The organism is Nocardia brasiliensis (genome assembly GCF_011801125.1).
GTDB lineage: Bacteria > Actinomycetota > Actinomycetes > Mycobacteriales > Mycobacteriaceae > Nocardia > Nocardia brasiliensis_C.
Map to the genome: position 1 here is coordinate 6,981,194 of NZ_CP046171.1, position 10,902 is coordinate 6,992,095.

Below are 10,902 nucleotides of genomic sequence, written 5' to 3' on the forward strand. Positions count from 1 at the left end.
CCCTCGCACCGGCTGCTGTCATTGCGAAAGGCGGTCCATGGACAAGAAATCGCTGACTGCGGTTGCTCGACAACAACTCAAGTTGGCCAGCACCGCCACGAGCGGGCGCAGTTCGCAGACGATCTACGGCGGTCACGCGAACACACTGCGCCAGACCGTGGTCGGCCTCAGCGCGGGTCAGAGCCTGGCCGAGCACGACAACGCGGGCGAGGCCACCCTGCTCGTGCTCAGCGGCACCCTGACCCTGATCAGCGGTGCCAACGAATGGAAGGGCTCCACCGGTGACCTGCTGGTGGTGCCCAAGGCCAGGCACAGCGTCAAAGCCGTCGACGATGTCGCCTTCCTGCTGACGGTCGCCAAGTAGTTGCCCGGCAAGCCCGTGCCGCATGATCGGTGGTCACGGTACGGGCATTAGGCTCTTGGCTATGAGCGAGCCGCAGTCCATTCTTGAACCGCTCACACCGGCCGCGATCTTCCTCGTGGCCACCATCGACGAGGGTGGCGAGGCGGTCGTGCGGGACACGCTCGCCGATATCGCCGGACTGCGCCGCTCGGTCGGATTCCGCATTCCCGGAGCGGGACTCAGCTGCGTCACCGCGATCGGCTCCGCCGCATGGGATCGGCTCTTCGCCGGCCCCAAGCCCGCCGAACTGCACGAGTTCCCCGGGTTCGTCGGCGCCCACCACCAGGCCCCCGCGACGCCCGGTGATCTGCTGTTCCATATTCGGGCGCAGAATCAGGACGCCTGCTTCGAGCTCGCCATGGCGATCGGCGACCGGCTGGCGGGCGCGGCCACCATCGTGGACGAGACCATCGGCTTCCGCTATTTCGAGCAGCGCGACCTGCTCGGATTCGTGGACGGCACCGAGAATCCCGAGGGGCACTCGGCCTACACGGCCGCACTGGTCGGCGACGAGGACCCCGAATTCCGCGGCGGCAGTTACGTCATCGTGCAGAAGTATCTGCATCCGCTGGCGGACTGGCGGGCGTTGACGGTCGAGCAGCAGGAAAAGATCATCGGCCGCACCAAGCTGGACGACTTCGAACTCTCCGACGCCGACAAGCCCGCGGACTCGCACGTCGCGGTGAACACCATCGTGGACGCCGACGGCACCGAACGCGAGATCCTGCGCGCCAACATGCCTTTCGGCAGCGTCAAGGACGGCGAGTTCGGCACCTACTACATCGCCTACGCGGCAACGCCCAGCGTCACCGAGCTGATGCTGACGCGCATGTTCGTCGGCACCGAGGAGGCGGCCTACGACCGCATCCTCGATTTCTCCATCGCGGTCACCGGCACCTCGTTCTTCGCGCCGACCGCCGATTTCCTCGAAGAACTTCCCCCACCGCCGGACGACACCGCAGCAGCGGAACAGGTGCGGCCCAACGACATCGGCGCCGGCTCACTCGGTATCGGCACGTTGAAAAGGAGCAGGTCATGAACAACCTCCATCGCGAACTCGCGCCGATCACCGACGAGGCTTGGTCGGCGATCGAGGAAGAGGCGACGCGCACCTTCAAACGCCACATCGCGGGCCGCCGCGTCGTGGATGTGTCCGGCCCGCACGGCCTGGATTACGCGGCCGTCGGCACCGGGCACACCACCTCGATCGCGGCGCCCGCCGACGGCGTGCTCGCCCGCCAGCGCGTGGTCGCGCCGCTGGTCGAGCTGCGAGTGCCGTTCCGGTTGTCCCGCGAGGAACTCGACAACGTCGAACGCGGCGCCAAGGACACCGATCTGGACGCGGTGAAGGACGCCGCGCAGAAGATCGCGTTCGCCGAGGACCGGGCCATCTTCGAGGGGTACCCGGCCGCGAACATCACCGGCATCCGCGCCAGTTCGACCAACCAGGCCATCGCGCTGCCCAGCGATCCGCGGCAGGTGCCGGAGTCGGTGGCGCTCGCGTTGAGCGCGCTGCGCCTGGCCGGCGTCGACGGACCGTACTCGGTGCTGTTGAGTGCGGACCTGTTCACGGCGGTCAGCGAGACCTCCGACCACGGTCATCCGATCCGCACCCACATCGAGCGCCTCATCCCGGACGGCGAGATCATCTGGGCGCCCGCCATCGACGGCGCGTTCGTGCTCACCACCCGCGGCGGCGACTACGACCTGCGGCTCGGCCAGGATCTGTCCATCGGCTATCTGTCCCACGACGCCGAGTCGGTGCAGCTGTACTTCCAGCAGAGCCTGACCTTCCTGGTGTACACCGCGGAGGCCGCGGTCGCGCTCGAATCCTGAGCGGCCGGCTCGCGGGCGGGACGGTAGCGTGTGCCGCAGCAGGGCCGGACACAGGTAGGTGAGCGATGACGACGGTGCGGGCGGGCGTTGTGCCCACACAGCGGGTGGCGCTCTACAGCGCGCTCGGCCTCCTGGTGACCGCCGGACTCTGCGCGGCGGTGGTCGCGCTGTTCGGCCTCGACCGGGTGGTCACCGGGCTGCTGATCGGCGCGGTCGCCGGGGTCGCGCTGCTCGTCGTGCTGTTCACCAGGGACGCCGTCGTGCTCACCGAGCGCACGATCTATCTGCGCACGCCGTGGGCGTCGTCCAGCATCGACTGGGACCGGGTGGTCGCCGGTCGCTTCGCCCTCGACGACCACGCGCGGTGGTCGCTGGCGCTGGACCTGACCGACGGCGACGAGCGCCACGGCGAGTTGGTGCTGCTGGCGATGCCGCCGGTGCTCGGCCCGGTATCGGGCGCCTACGATCTGCGTAAACGGGAGCAGGTCAACGAGATTCGCGCCCTGCTGCGCAGCAAGAGCGTGCCTATCACCATCCTGCCGGAGATCGCCGGTGCGCTGCAGCGGCATTGGCGGATCGCGCCGCCCACCCACTGAACGCCTGCGAGCGGTGCAACACCCCGCGCTCGCGGGCTACCAGCCGAAAAGCTCTGCCAACTCGATCGATTCGTCGTCCCACCGGTGCTCGATCGCCACGCGTTCGCGCTCCGGCAGTTCGGGTGCCCATCCGCAGCGACGCCAGAAGTCCTCGCGATACTCCTGGCTCAGCGGTCTCGGTTTGTCCATGCCGTCCCTCACCGATGGTCCTGCTCCCACGATTGTGGGCCCGCCACGGCGGCGACATGCCGGAACAGGCCCACGGACTTCGGATTTCAGCGCAGGTCGCGGAAAAACTCCCGAATGTCGGTGGTGAGCAGCACGGGTTCCTCCAGCGCCGCGAAGTGCCCGCCGCGGTCGAGATCGTGCCAGCGGGTGATGTTGTGCTCGGTCTCGGCGTATTTCCGAATGCCGATGTCGTGGGCGAAGACCAGCGCCGCGGTCGGCACGCCGGAACTCTTCTTCGACGCGCCCCAACCGCCCTCCTGCGCGTAACCCACGTAGGCCGCCGAGCCCGCGGCGCCGTTGAGCCAGTACAGCATCACGTTGGTCAGCAACCGATCCCGATCGATGATCCGGTCCGGATCGATGTCGCGCGGATGCGTCCACTCACGGAACTTGTCCATGATCCAGGCCAGCTGGCCCACCGGCGAATCGACCAGCCCGTAGGCCAGCGTCTGCGGCCGGGTGGACTGCACCGCGATGTAACCGAACTCCTCCCGCATGAACGCCTCGATCCGGCGGACCCGATCCCGCTCGATCTCACTCAGGCTCGCCAGCTCCGCTGGGGCGAGCGGCAGCGGCAGCATCGGCCCCGGACCACCGTTGACGTGCACGCCCGCAACGTTTTCCGGTGCGACCCGGCCGACCTCGGGGCTCACCGCCGCGCCGATATCGCCGCCCTGCACGCCGTAGCGTTCGTAGCCGAGCCTGCGCATCAGCTCGGCCCACGCCCCGGCGATCCGTTCGACGGTCCAGCCCGCCGTGCTTACCGGACCCGAGAAGCCGAAGCCGGGCAGTGACGGAATCACCAGGTGGAACGCGTCTTTCGGGTCGCCACCGTGCGCACGCGGGTCCGACAGCGGCCCGATCACATCGAGGAATTCCACCACCGAGCCCGGCCAGCCGTGCGTCAGCAGCAGCGGCAGCGCGTGCGCCTCTGGCGAGCGCACGTGCAGGAAATGGATGGTCTGCCCGTCGATCTCGGTCAGGTACTGCGGATACGAGTTGAGCCGTGCCTCCGCCGCACGCCAGTCGTAACCGGTGCGCCAGTAGTCCACCAGTCCGCGCAGCCAGCCGGTCGGCACGCCGGTGTCCCAGCCGTCGCCGGGCAGCGGGGCGGGCAGGCGCGCGCTGTCGAGCCGAGCGCGCAGGTCGTCGAGCTGCTGCTGCGGGATATCGATGCGGAATTCGGTGATCTCGTTGCTCATGAACAGAGGGTATGACGCGGCTAGGACAGTTATGGCCCTAGGTTTCCCGCATACTTGTCTTCATGTTGGAAACCTCCGCCCGCCTGCTCCGGCTGCTCTCCCTGCTGCAGACGCCGCGCGACTGGACCGGCACCGAGCTGGCCGAACGCCTCGAGGTCGACGTGCGCACCGTCCGGCGCGACATCGACAAGCTGCGCCACCTGGGCTATCCCGTGAACGCCACGGCCGGGGTCGCCGGATATCGGCTCGGCGCGGGCGCGAAGCTGCCGCCGCTGCTGCTGGACGACGAGGAGGCGGTGGCCGTCGCGATCGGGTTGCGCACCGCGGCGGGCGGCACCATCACCGGCATCGAGGACAGCTCGTTGCGGGCGTTGACCAAGCTCGAAAAGGTGCTGCCGGCGCGGCTGCGGCATCGGGTGAGCCTGCTGCAATCGGTCACCGTCACGGTGGCCGCGGGCGGGCCGACCGTCGACCCGGACACGCTCACCGCGATCGCTGGCGCGATCAGGGACAACCACCGGCTCCGGTTCGACTATCGAAGCCACGACGGCGCGACATCGCTGCGCACCACCGAGCCACATCGCCTGGCGCACACCGGCCGTCGCTGGTATCTGATCGGCTGGGACGTCGACCGCGCCGACTGGCGCACCTACCGCGTCGACCGGCTCCAGCCCCGCATCCCGACCGGCCCGCGGTTCACCCCGCGCGAGGCGCCCGACGCGGATCTGTCCGGCTATCTGACGCAGGGCGTGACGAATTCGCCGTACCGCTATGCCGCGCGGGTCACCCTCGGGGTGTCCGCCGAGGTGGCGGCCGAGCGCATCGCCCCGACCGTCGGCCTGCTCGAAGCCGTCGACGCCGACTCGTGCACGCTGCGCGTCGGCGCCAACTCACTCGACGAAATGGCGATCTACCTGGCGAGTTTCGGCTTCCCCATGCGGGTGCACGAACCGCGGGAGTTGATCGACCACATCCACACCTTGGCTCAGCGCCTGCGGGAGTCCGTCGACTGAGCTCTCCGGCTCAGACCACGAGCACCGTCTTGCCCTGGGCGTGTCCGGCGATGATGTGGTCGAGTGCGACGCCGGCCTGCGCCAGCGGATGCCGCCGCTCGATCAGGGGACGCACCTTACCCGCGGCGACGAGCTCGGCGAGGTATTCGAGGTCGGCTCGCCGCGGGCGCACGAGATGCACCGCGATCCGCTGGCGCACGAACAGGTTGGCCGGCATCATCTTTCCCATCCAGACGAGCGGGCCCGCCCAATTCCCGCCCGGCGCACCCGCGGACGCGACGAACACTCCCCTCGGGGCGAGCACTCGACGACAGTCCCGCAGCGTGCGATTGCCGACCAGGTCGAGCAGCACGTCATAGCGCGCCGCGCCGGTCGTGAAATCCGCTGCGGTGTAGTCGATCACGTGATCTGCGCCGAGTTCTCGCACGGCGGCGACATGGCGGGTGCTGCACACCGCGGTCACCTCGGCGCCGAGCGCCTTGGCGAGTTGGATCGCGAACGTGCCGACACCGCCAGAGGCGCCGTTGATCAGCACCCGCTGACCCGCGCGCAGCCGCCCCGCGTCGCGCAGGCCCTGCAACGCGGTCATGCCCGAATCAGGCACGGCCGCAAGCTCTTCGAGGGGCACCCCGGCCGGAGCGAGCGCCAACCGCTCGGTGGAGACACAGGCGTACTCGGCGAAGGCACCCGCACCGACCTCCCCGAAAACCCGGTCGCCCGGCCGGAATCCGGTGACATCCGCGCCGACCGCGACCACCTCGCCTGCCAGATCGTGCCCGATGACCGGGTCCTTGGGCCGACGCAGGCCGAAGCCCAGGCGCAGCAGGTAGGGCGTGCCGGTGAGCAGGTGCGCGTCACCCCGGCACACCGCCGCCGCACGAACCCGGACCAACACCTCGCCAGCGCGCGGGTTCGGCCGGGCGACCCGCTCGGCCCGCAGCACCGCACCGGTGCCGTAACACGGTGCCACCACCGCCGTCATCTCGGCGGCGGTCACGGTGGTGTCCTCGATCTCGGGCATCGGATTTCCTCGCTACGCGGAGACTTACAGCGTAAGTCACTCCCCTCGGACGGTACGCTTACACCGTAAGTACGTCAACCGAGAGGGTCCATGCCCAAGCCACCCGCCACCGACACACCGCGCACCCCACTGAACCGGGAAAAGGTGCTGCGCGCCGCCGTGCGCGCAGCGGACGAGCACGGCCTCGCCGCGCTGTCCATGCGCAAGCTGGCCCAACCGCTCGGGGTCGAGGCGATGTCGCTGTACAACCACGTCGCCAACAAGGACGACCTGCTCGACGGCATCGCCGACCTGGTGATCGCCGAGATGGCCGCGCCCGCCATCGGCGGCGACTGGAAGGCGGCCATGCGCGAGCGCGCACACTCCGCACACGAGGTGCTGCTGCGGCATCCGTGGGCCACGGGACTCATCGGCTCCCGCCTGAACGTCGGGCCCGCGATGCTGCGCTACATCGACGCCACCCTGGGTTGCCTACGCGCCGCAGGCTTTTCGTACCAGCTCGCCGATCGCGCCTGGAACGCGATGGACAGCCACATCTACGGCTTCACCATGCAGGAGAACAACTTTCCGCTCCAGCCGGACGAATACGCCGCAGCGGCGGCACAGTTCCTGCCACACATTCCGCCGGATCGGTTCCCGTACATGAACGCGCTCTCCCAATTGGTAATCGATGGAAAGCACACGGGCATAGCAGATTTCGACTTCGGCCTGGACCTGATCCTCGACGGACTGGACCGCCTGCTCGCTAGGTCCGGCCCCGCCGAACTCAGTCCAGACCCGCGGTCGCCTCGGGGTTGACCGTGTCGCGCACGATGCGCAGCGCGGTAACGAGCCCGTCGAGCTGCTGCGGGGTCAGCAGCCCGGTCAACCAGCGCTCGACCGCGCGCAGATAGTCCGGCAGCACCTCCGCGAGCCGCCGCGCCCCCGCCGCGGTGAGCACGGCATAGGCGCTGCGCCGATCACCGGGGTCGAGTTCCCGCTCGACCAGTCCAGACCGGGTCAGCCGATCCACCAGCCGGGTCACGCCGCTGGTGGACAGCGCGGTCTGCGTGGCGAGATCAGTCATGCGCAACCGTCGGCCCGGCGAACGACTAAGGCGCATCAGGGCATTCAGATCCATGCCGGTCAAGCCGTGCGCCCGCCAGGTCGGCTCCAGCCTGGCCACCACACCCGCGTGGGCCTCGAACAGCAGGCCCATCGTGGTCAGCCGGGAATCGTCGAACAGGTCCGCGTCCATGCCACCAACCTACCGGAAGTAATTGACCCAGGGATAGTTGACAAGAGGAATACCCCACTGTAGAAATATGCATACGCATTATTCCTCGCAGCAATCACTGGAGTTCCGATGTCTGACACCACCCACTGGGTCGCCGGCTTCCGTTCCGCCGTCATCAGCCCCTATGAGCAGGTCAAGCTCGCCGACTCGCGGGCATTCGCCGACGAGACCGTGCGCCAGGTGCTACACCTGGCAGGCGGCGGCGATCAGGTCCGGATTCGGCTGACCAACCTCTTCGGGCGCGACGCACTGGTCATCGGCGCCGCCCGGATCGCGCTGCGCCGCTCCGGCAGCGCGATCGTCACCGAAACCGATGCGGCACTGCGCTTCGGCGGCGCGGAACAGGCGGTCGTGCCGGTCGGCGGCGAACTCGTCAGCGACCCGGTCGCACTGGCCGTCGCAGCGGGCGACGACCTGATGCTCAGCCTGTACCTACCCGAGCCGACCGGGCTCGCGACCTTCTCGCACCAACCGTCCGAAATCGCCTACATCGCAAGCGGAAACGTCACCGCCGACCCGGATCTCGCTGCGGCGGAAACCTATCCGGCGCGCTTCTTCGTCTCCGGCGTCGACGTGGCCGCCCCGGCGGGCACACCGGTCGCCGTGGCGTTCGGCGATTCCTGGTTCGAGGGCGTCGGCACGACCGTGAGCGCGAACCGCCGCTCGGTGGACGTGCTGAACGGCAGGCTCGACCGCGGCTGGGCGGTGAACCAGGGCATCGCCGGAAACCGCCTGCTCACCAACGAGATCGGCACGCCAGGACGCCTGCGCTTCGATCGCGACGTGCTCAGCGTGCCCGGCGCGGCGGCGGTGCTGTGCAACTTCGGCATCAACGACCTCATCCTCGGCGGCATGTCGGGCGAGGAGCCCGCCACCGCAGACGAACTGATCGCGGGCTTCACCGACCTGGCCCGGCGTGCCCGTGCCGCGGGCCTGACCGTGCACGCCGCCACCATCGGCCCCTACGCCGGGGTCATCTACCCCGGCATGCCCGTCGCCGAGACCGTGCGGACCCGCCACGCGGTCAACCAATGGCTGCGCACCACAGACGTTTTCGACTCCGTCTTCGACGTCGCCCGCGCGGTGGAAGACCCCGCCCGGCCCGACTTCATCCGTCCCGACTACAACAGCGGCGACGGCATGCACCTCAACGACGCCGGCGCCCGCGCCATGGCCGAAACCATCGACACCACCGCTCTATTCGCCCCCGCGATGCCGAAAGTCACCACACCCCACCGCATCCCCCGCCGCGTCAACCAGACCCACGCCAAAGACCTCCTGGCCCTGGCAGTCTGACCCACTTGCCGCACCCCGGCAACGAGATCAGGGCAGGAGAGATCCAGGATCAATCGTGAACTCGAACGGACTGCGCAGGGTGGTCGCCCGACCAGCGGCCACCCGATGGGTCAGCTCATACGCCTGCGCGGTCCCCAGCTCATGAGCGAACAGCACCGGCAACGACTCTCCCGCCGGCTGCCCCTTGAAACTCTTGGGCTCGAAACGCCAGTAGTTTCGAATACCCGCTTCCGCATAGACGACCGGCTTCACCATTCGGTCATGAAACGTCGTCGACTTCGAGACGCCTTCGACAACGAGTAGCACCTGCTCAGGAGGTATTCCTCGAGCGTGCAAATCGATCGGTCCCGTCGCGACGATCAGATCGGGAATCGGTTCGTCGTCCCCGATCAGTACGCCGACACCTTCCAGCGCAAAGCAGTCAGACGGGAGGCGGCATCCAGCGCACGCCCCAACCACTCGAGCAGCCACTGATGCCGAGGCTTCGGCGCCGCGTGCACAACGAGCTGACCGTTCAACACCTCGTGACGCAGTCCGTCGTCAGGGATGTTTTCCAGGTCGGCGGACGTCCAATGGTCGGCATGGGGCATCGGCGTCGCCATCGGAACACCTCCAGACCACGTCGCGCCAGGGCATCTCCAGCCCGCCGATTTCGGTCCGAGTCCGGCCGAACGGGCGGCTCGGGTCGGAGTGCCGTCTTGGGGTGCGGGTGCGTCGGGATCAGTCGTGCGCTGGGTAGTTCAGGCCGCGTAGGACGATGTCGAGGCCGGTGCGGAATTCGTCGTCGCTCGAGATCGTGCGGGCCTCGGTGGCGGTCTCGGTCAGCAGGGGGAAGGTGTCGGTGTCGAGGGCGGCCATGGTGGCGGTGCCCTGGCCGGACAGGGCGGCGTAGTGCTCGTTCTGCAAAGCCCCCAGAAGGAAGGCGACGAGGGTGCGTTGCGCGAGCACGCGGTCTCGACCGGCGAAACCGCCGTCGGCGAGCACGGCCAGCATCGTCTCGATCATGCGCAGCGAGTTCGGTGCCGATTGCCGATGACGCAGCACCAACGGCACCGTTTCCGGGTGCGCCGCGACCGCCGCGCGGCTGCGTTCCAGCAGGATGGTCAAGCCCTCCCGCCAGGACACCCCGGGCGGGAGGGAGCTGTCGATCGCGGCGTAGACCTGGTCGACGATCAGCACCTCGAGCGCTTCGCGGTCGGCGACGTAGCGGTACAGGGCCATGGTGGCAGTGCCGAGCTCCTTGGCCACGGCACGCATGGTCAGCGCGGACAGACCGGCGCGGTCGAGCACCGCGAGTGCGGCGGTCGCCAGATCCGCGGCGGTGAGGGAACGAGGGCGGGGCATGGGTTGACAGCGTACAAGGTACGCGCATACTTGACGTAGGCGTACACAGTATACTTACGAAGGGAACTCGAATGCCCCTGCCGACCACCGTCGCCGATCGGGTGCTGACCACCGTCGCCGATCGACAGGTCTATCTACCCGACCCGAACCGCCTGATCCACTTGCAATTCCGCCGCTTCGCGGGCTGCCCGGTCTGCCACCTGCACCTGCGCTCGATCGTCACCAGGCACGACGAGATCGTCGCAGCGGGCATCCGCGAGGTCGTCGTATTCCATTCCAGCGCAACAGAACTACGCAAGTACACCGAGGGCATGCCGTTCGATCTGATCGCCGACCCCGGCAAACAGCTCTACCGGGACTTCGGTGTGGAATCCTCCCCGCGCGCGCTACTCGATCCGCGTGGCTGGCCCGGCATCGCCCGCGGCCTGACCCACGCCGCGGTGGCGACCCTGCGTCGCAGGCAGCCCACTCCCCCGACCAAGCCCGAGGGCGGCAGCCTCGGCCTGCCCGCCGATTTGCTCATCGCCCCCGATGGTCAGGTCCTGGCCGCCAAACACGGCACGCACGTCGACGACCAGTGGTCGGTGGACGAACTGCTCGCCCTGGTCCCGAAACGGGCACCGCTGCCGTGACCGGGAACCGCCGGTGCGGCGCCTCGAAGGCGCTGCACCGGCGGAGCTTCCGGCG

At 68.6% G+C, this 10,902-nt stretch carries 15 protein-coding genes; 8 read left to right on the forward strand and 7 right to left on the reverse strand.

What is annotated here, in order from left to right; translation table 11 throughout:
* Positions 1–37: 37 nt before the first annotated feature.
* The 4 genes from F5X71_RS31970 to F5X71_RS31985 all read left to right on the forward strand — a co-directional run bounded on the left by F5X71_RS31970 (position 38) and on the right by F5X71_RS31985 (position 2,835).
* On the forward strand, positions 38–364 hold the full coding sequence (locus F5X71_RS31970) for a cupin domain-containing protein (RefSeq protein ID WP_014988358.1): 327 nt from the start codon (positions 38–40) through the stop codon (positions 362–364).
* A 61-nt stretch (positions 365–425) separates the two neighbouring features.
* Entirely contained in the window at positions 426–1,442 is a 1,017-nt protein-coding gene (locus tag F5X71_RS31975) for a Dyp-type peroxidase (protein WP_167465339.1), read from the forward strand.
* Positions 1,439–2,239 (forward strand): family 1 encapsulin nanocompartment shell protein, encoded by an 801-nt coding sequence (locus F5X71_RS31980; RefSeq protein ID WP_167465340.1) that lies wholly within the window; start codon positions 1,439–1,441, stop codon positions 2,237–2,239. The genes F5X71_RS31975 and F5X71_RS31980 overlap by 4 nt, the downstream gene beginning before the upstream one ends.
* A 65-nt stretch (positions 2,240–2,304) precedes the next feature.
* Positions 2,305–2,835 (forward strand): hypothetical protein, encoded by a 531-nt coding sequence (locus F5X71_RS31985; protein ID WP_167465341.1) that lies wholly within the window; start codon positions 2,305–2,307, stop codon positions 2,833–2,835.
* Positions 2,836–2,871: 36 nt separating this feature from the next.
* On the opposite strand, the gene F5X71_RS31990 is transcribed toward F5X71_RS31985, so the two are convergent.
* On the reverse strand, positions 2,872–3,024 hold the full coding sequence (locus tag F5X71_RS31990) for a hypothetical protein (RefSeq protein ID WP_167465342.1): 153 nt from the start codon (positions 3,022–3,024) through the stop codon (positions 2,872–2,874).
* Positions 3,025–3,110: 86 nt separating this feature from the next.
* Positions 3,111–4,265, reverse strand: coding sequence for an epoxide hydrolase family protein (locus F5X71_RS31995; RefSeq protein ID WP_167465343.1), 1,155 nt, complete (start codon positions 4,263–4,265; stop codon positions 3,111–3,113).
* A gap of 62 nt (positions 4,266–4,327) precedes the next feature.
* Between F5X71_RS31995 and F5X71_RS32000 the strand changes: the two genes are divergently transcribed.
* The gene (locus tag F5X71_RS32000) at positions 4,328–5,278 is read left to right on the forward strand and encodes a helix-turn-helix transcriptional regulator (protein WP_167465344.1); all 951 of its coding nucleotides are present in this window, start codon (positions 4,328–4,330) and stop codon (positions 5,276–5,278) included.
* 10 nt (positions 5,279–5,288) lie between these two features.
* Here the strand turns inward: F5X71_RS32000 and F5X71_RS32005 are convergent, their stop codons facing one another.
* On the reverse strand, positions 5,289–6,299 hold the full coding sequence (locus F5X71_RS32005; protein ID WP_203218235.1) for an NAD(P)-dependent alcohol dehydrogenase: 1,011 nt from the start codon (positions 6,297–6,299) through the stop codon (positions 5,289–5,291).
* Positions 6,300–6,389: 90 nt separating this feature from the next.
* On the opposite strand from F5X71_RS32005, the gene F5X71_RS32010 reads away from it, so the two are divergent.
* Positions 6,390–7,097, forward strand: coding sequence for a TetR/AcrR family transcriptional regulator C-terminal domain-containing protein (locus tag F5X71_RS32010; RefSeq protein ID WP_167465345.1), 708 nt, complete (start codon positions 6,390–6,392; stop codon positions 7,095–7,097).
* On the opposite strand, the gene F5X71_RS32015 is transcribed toward F5X71_RS32010, so the two are convergent.
* Positions 7,066–7,536 (reverse strand): MarR family winged helix-turn-helix transcriptional regulator, encoded by a 471-nt coding sequence (locus F5X71_RS32015; protein ID WP_167465346.1) that lies wholly within the window; start codon positions 7,534–7,536, stop codon positions 7,066–7,068. The genes F5X71_RS32010 and F5X71_RS32015 overlap by 32 nt on opposite strands.
* A gap of 108 nt (positions 7,537–7,644) precedes the next feature.
* Between F5X71_RS32015 and F5X71_RS32020 the strand changes: the two genes are divergently transcribed.
* A complete protein-coding gene (locus F5X71_RS32020; RefSeq protein ID WP_167465347.1) occupies positions 7,645–8,871 on the forward strand; it encodes a GDSL-type esterase/lipase family protein in 1,227 nt (408 codons plus the stop codon).
* 27 nt (positions 8,872–8,898) lie between these two features.
* Here the strand turns inward: F5X71_RS32020 and F5X71_RS32025 are convergent, their stop codons facing one another.
* From F5X71_RS32025 to F5X71_RS32030, 3 genes are all read right to left on the reverse strand, one after another.
* Positions 8,899–9,342: a Uma2 family endonuclease gene (locus F5X71_RS32025; protein ID WP_342803751.1), complete on the reverse strand. Its 444-nt coding sequence runs from the start codon at positions 9,340–9,342 to the stop codon at positions 8,899–8,901.
* Positions 9,261–9,473 (reverse strand): Uma2 family endonuclease, encoded by a 213-nt coding sequence (locus tag F5X71_RS37320; protein ID WP_238816097.1) that lies wholly within the window; start codon positions 9,471–9,473, stop codon positions 9,261–9,263. The genes F5X71_RS32025 and F5X71_RS37320 overlap by 82 nt, the downstream gene beginning before the upstream one ends.
* Positions 9,474–9,591: 118 nt before the next feature.
* Positions 9,592–10,215 (reverse strand): TetR/AcrR family transcriptional regulator C-terminal domain-containing protein, encoded by a 624-nt coding sequence (locus F5X71_RS32030; protein ID WP_167465348.1) that lies wholly within the window; start codon positions 10,213–10,215, stop codon positions 9,592–9,594.
* A gap of 71 nt (positions 10,216–10,286) precedes the next feature.
* Here F5X71_RS32030 and F5X71_RS32035 point away from each other — a divergent pair, with 71 nt between their 5' ends.
* Positions 10,287–10,847 carry a peroxiredoxin-like family protein gene (locus F5X71_RS32035; protein ID WP_174817173.1) on the forward strand — a complete coding sequence of 187 codons (561 nt, stop codon included), beginning with the start codon at positions 10,287–10,289 and terminating at the stop codon, positions 10,845–10,847.
* The last annotated feature ends 55 nt before the right edge of the window (positions 10,848–10,902 follow it).

What these genes read in the sequence shown, in the direction of transcription:
- F5X71_RS31980 (WP_167465340.1), top strand. Translation starts at nt 1,439, where the DNA reads ATGAACAACCTCCATCGCGAACTCGCGCCGATCACCGACGAGGCTTGG.
- F5X71_RS32020 (WP_167465347.1), top strand. Translation starts at nt 7,645, where the DNA reads ATGTCTGACACCACCCACTGGGTCGCCGGCTTCCGTTCCGCCGTCATC.
- F5X71_RS31985 (WP_167465341.1), top strand. Translation starts at nt 2,305, where the DNA reads ATGACGACGGTGCGGGCGGGCGTTGTGCCCACACAGCGGGTGGCGCTC.
- F5X71_RS32010 (WP_167465345.1), top strand. Translation starts at nt 6,390, where the DNA reads ATGCCCAAGCCACCCGCCACCGACACACCGCGCACCCCACTGAACCGG.
- F5X71_RS31970 (WP_014988358.1), top strand. Translation starts at nt 38, where the DNA reads ATGGACAAGAAATCGCTGACTGCGGTTGCTCGACAACAACTCAAGTTG.
- F5X71_RS32035 (WP_174817173.1), top strand. Translation starts at nt 10,287, where the DNA reads ATGCCCCTGCCGACCACCGTCGCCGATCGGGTGCTGACCACCGTCGCC.
- F5X71_RS37320 (WP_238816097.1), bottom strand. Translation starts at nt 9,473, where the DNA reads ATGGCGACGCCGATGCCCCATGCCGACCATTGGACGTCCGCCGACCTG.
- F5X71_RS31990 (WP_167465342.1), bottom strand. Translation starts at nt 3,024, where the DNA reads ATGGACAAACCGAGACCGCTGAGCCAGGAGTATCGCGAGGACTTCTGG.
- F5X71_RS32000 (WP_167465344.1), top strand. Translation starts at nt 4,328, where the DNA reads ATGTTGGAAACCTCCGCCCGCCTGCTCCGGCTGCTCTCCCTGCTGCAG.
- F5X71_RS32005 (WP_203218235.1), bottom strand. Translation starts at nt 6,299, where the DNA reads ATGCCCGAGATCGAGGACACCACCGTGACCGCCGCCGAGATGACGGCG.
- F5X71_RS31975 (WP_167465339.1), top strand. Translation starts at nt 426, where the DNA reads ATGAGCGAGCCGCAGTCCATTCTTGAACCGCTCACACCGGCCGCGATC.
- F5X71_RS31995 (WP_167465343.1), bottom strand. Translation starts at nt 4,265, where the DNA reads ATGAGCAACGAGATCACCGAATTCCGCATCGATATCCCGCAGCAGCAG.
- F5X71_RS32015 (WP_167465346.1), bottom strand. Translation starts at nt 7,536, where the DNA reads ATGGACGCGGACCTGTTCGACGATTCCCGGCTGACCACGATGGGCCTG.
- F5X71_RS32030 (WP_167465348.1), bottom strand. Translation starts at nt 10,215, where the DNA reads ATGCCCCGCCCTCGTTCCCTCACCGCCGCGGATCTGGCGACCGCCGCA.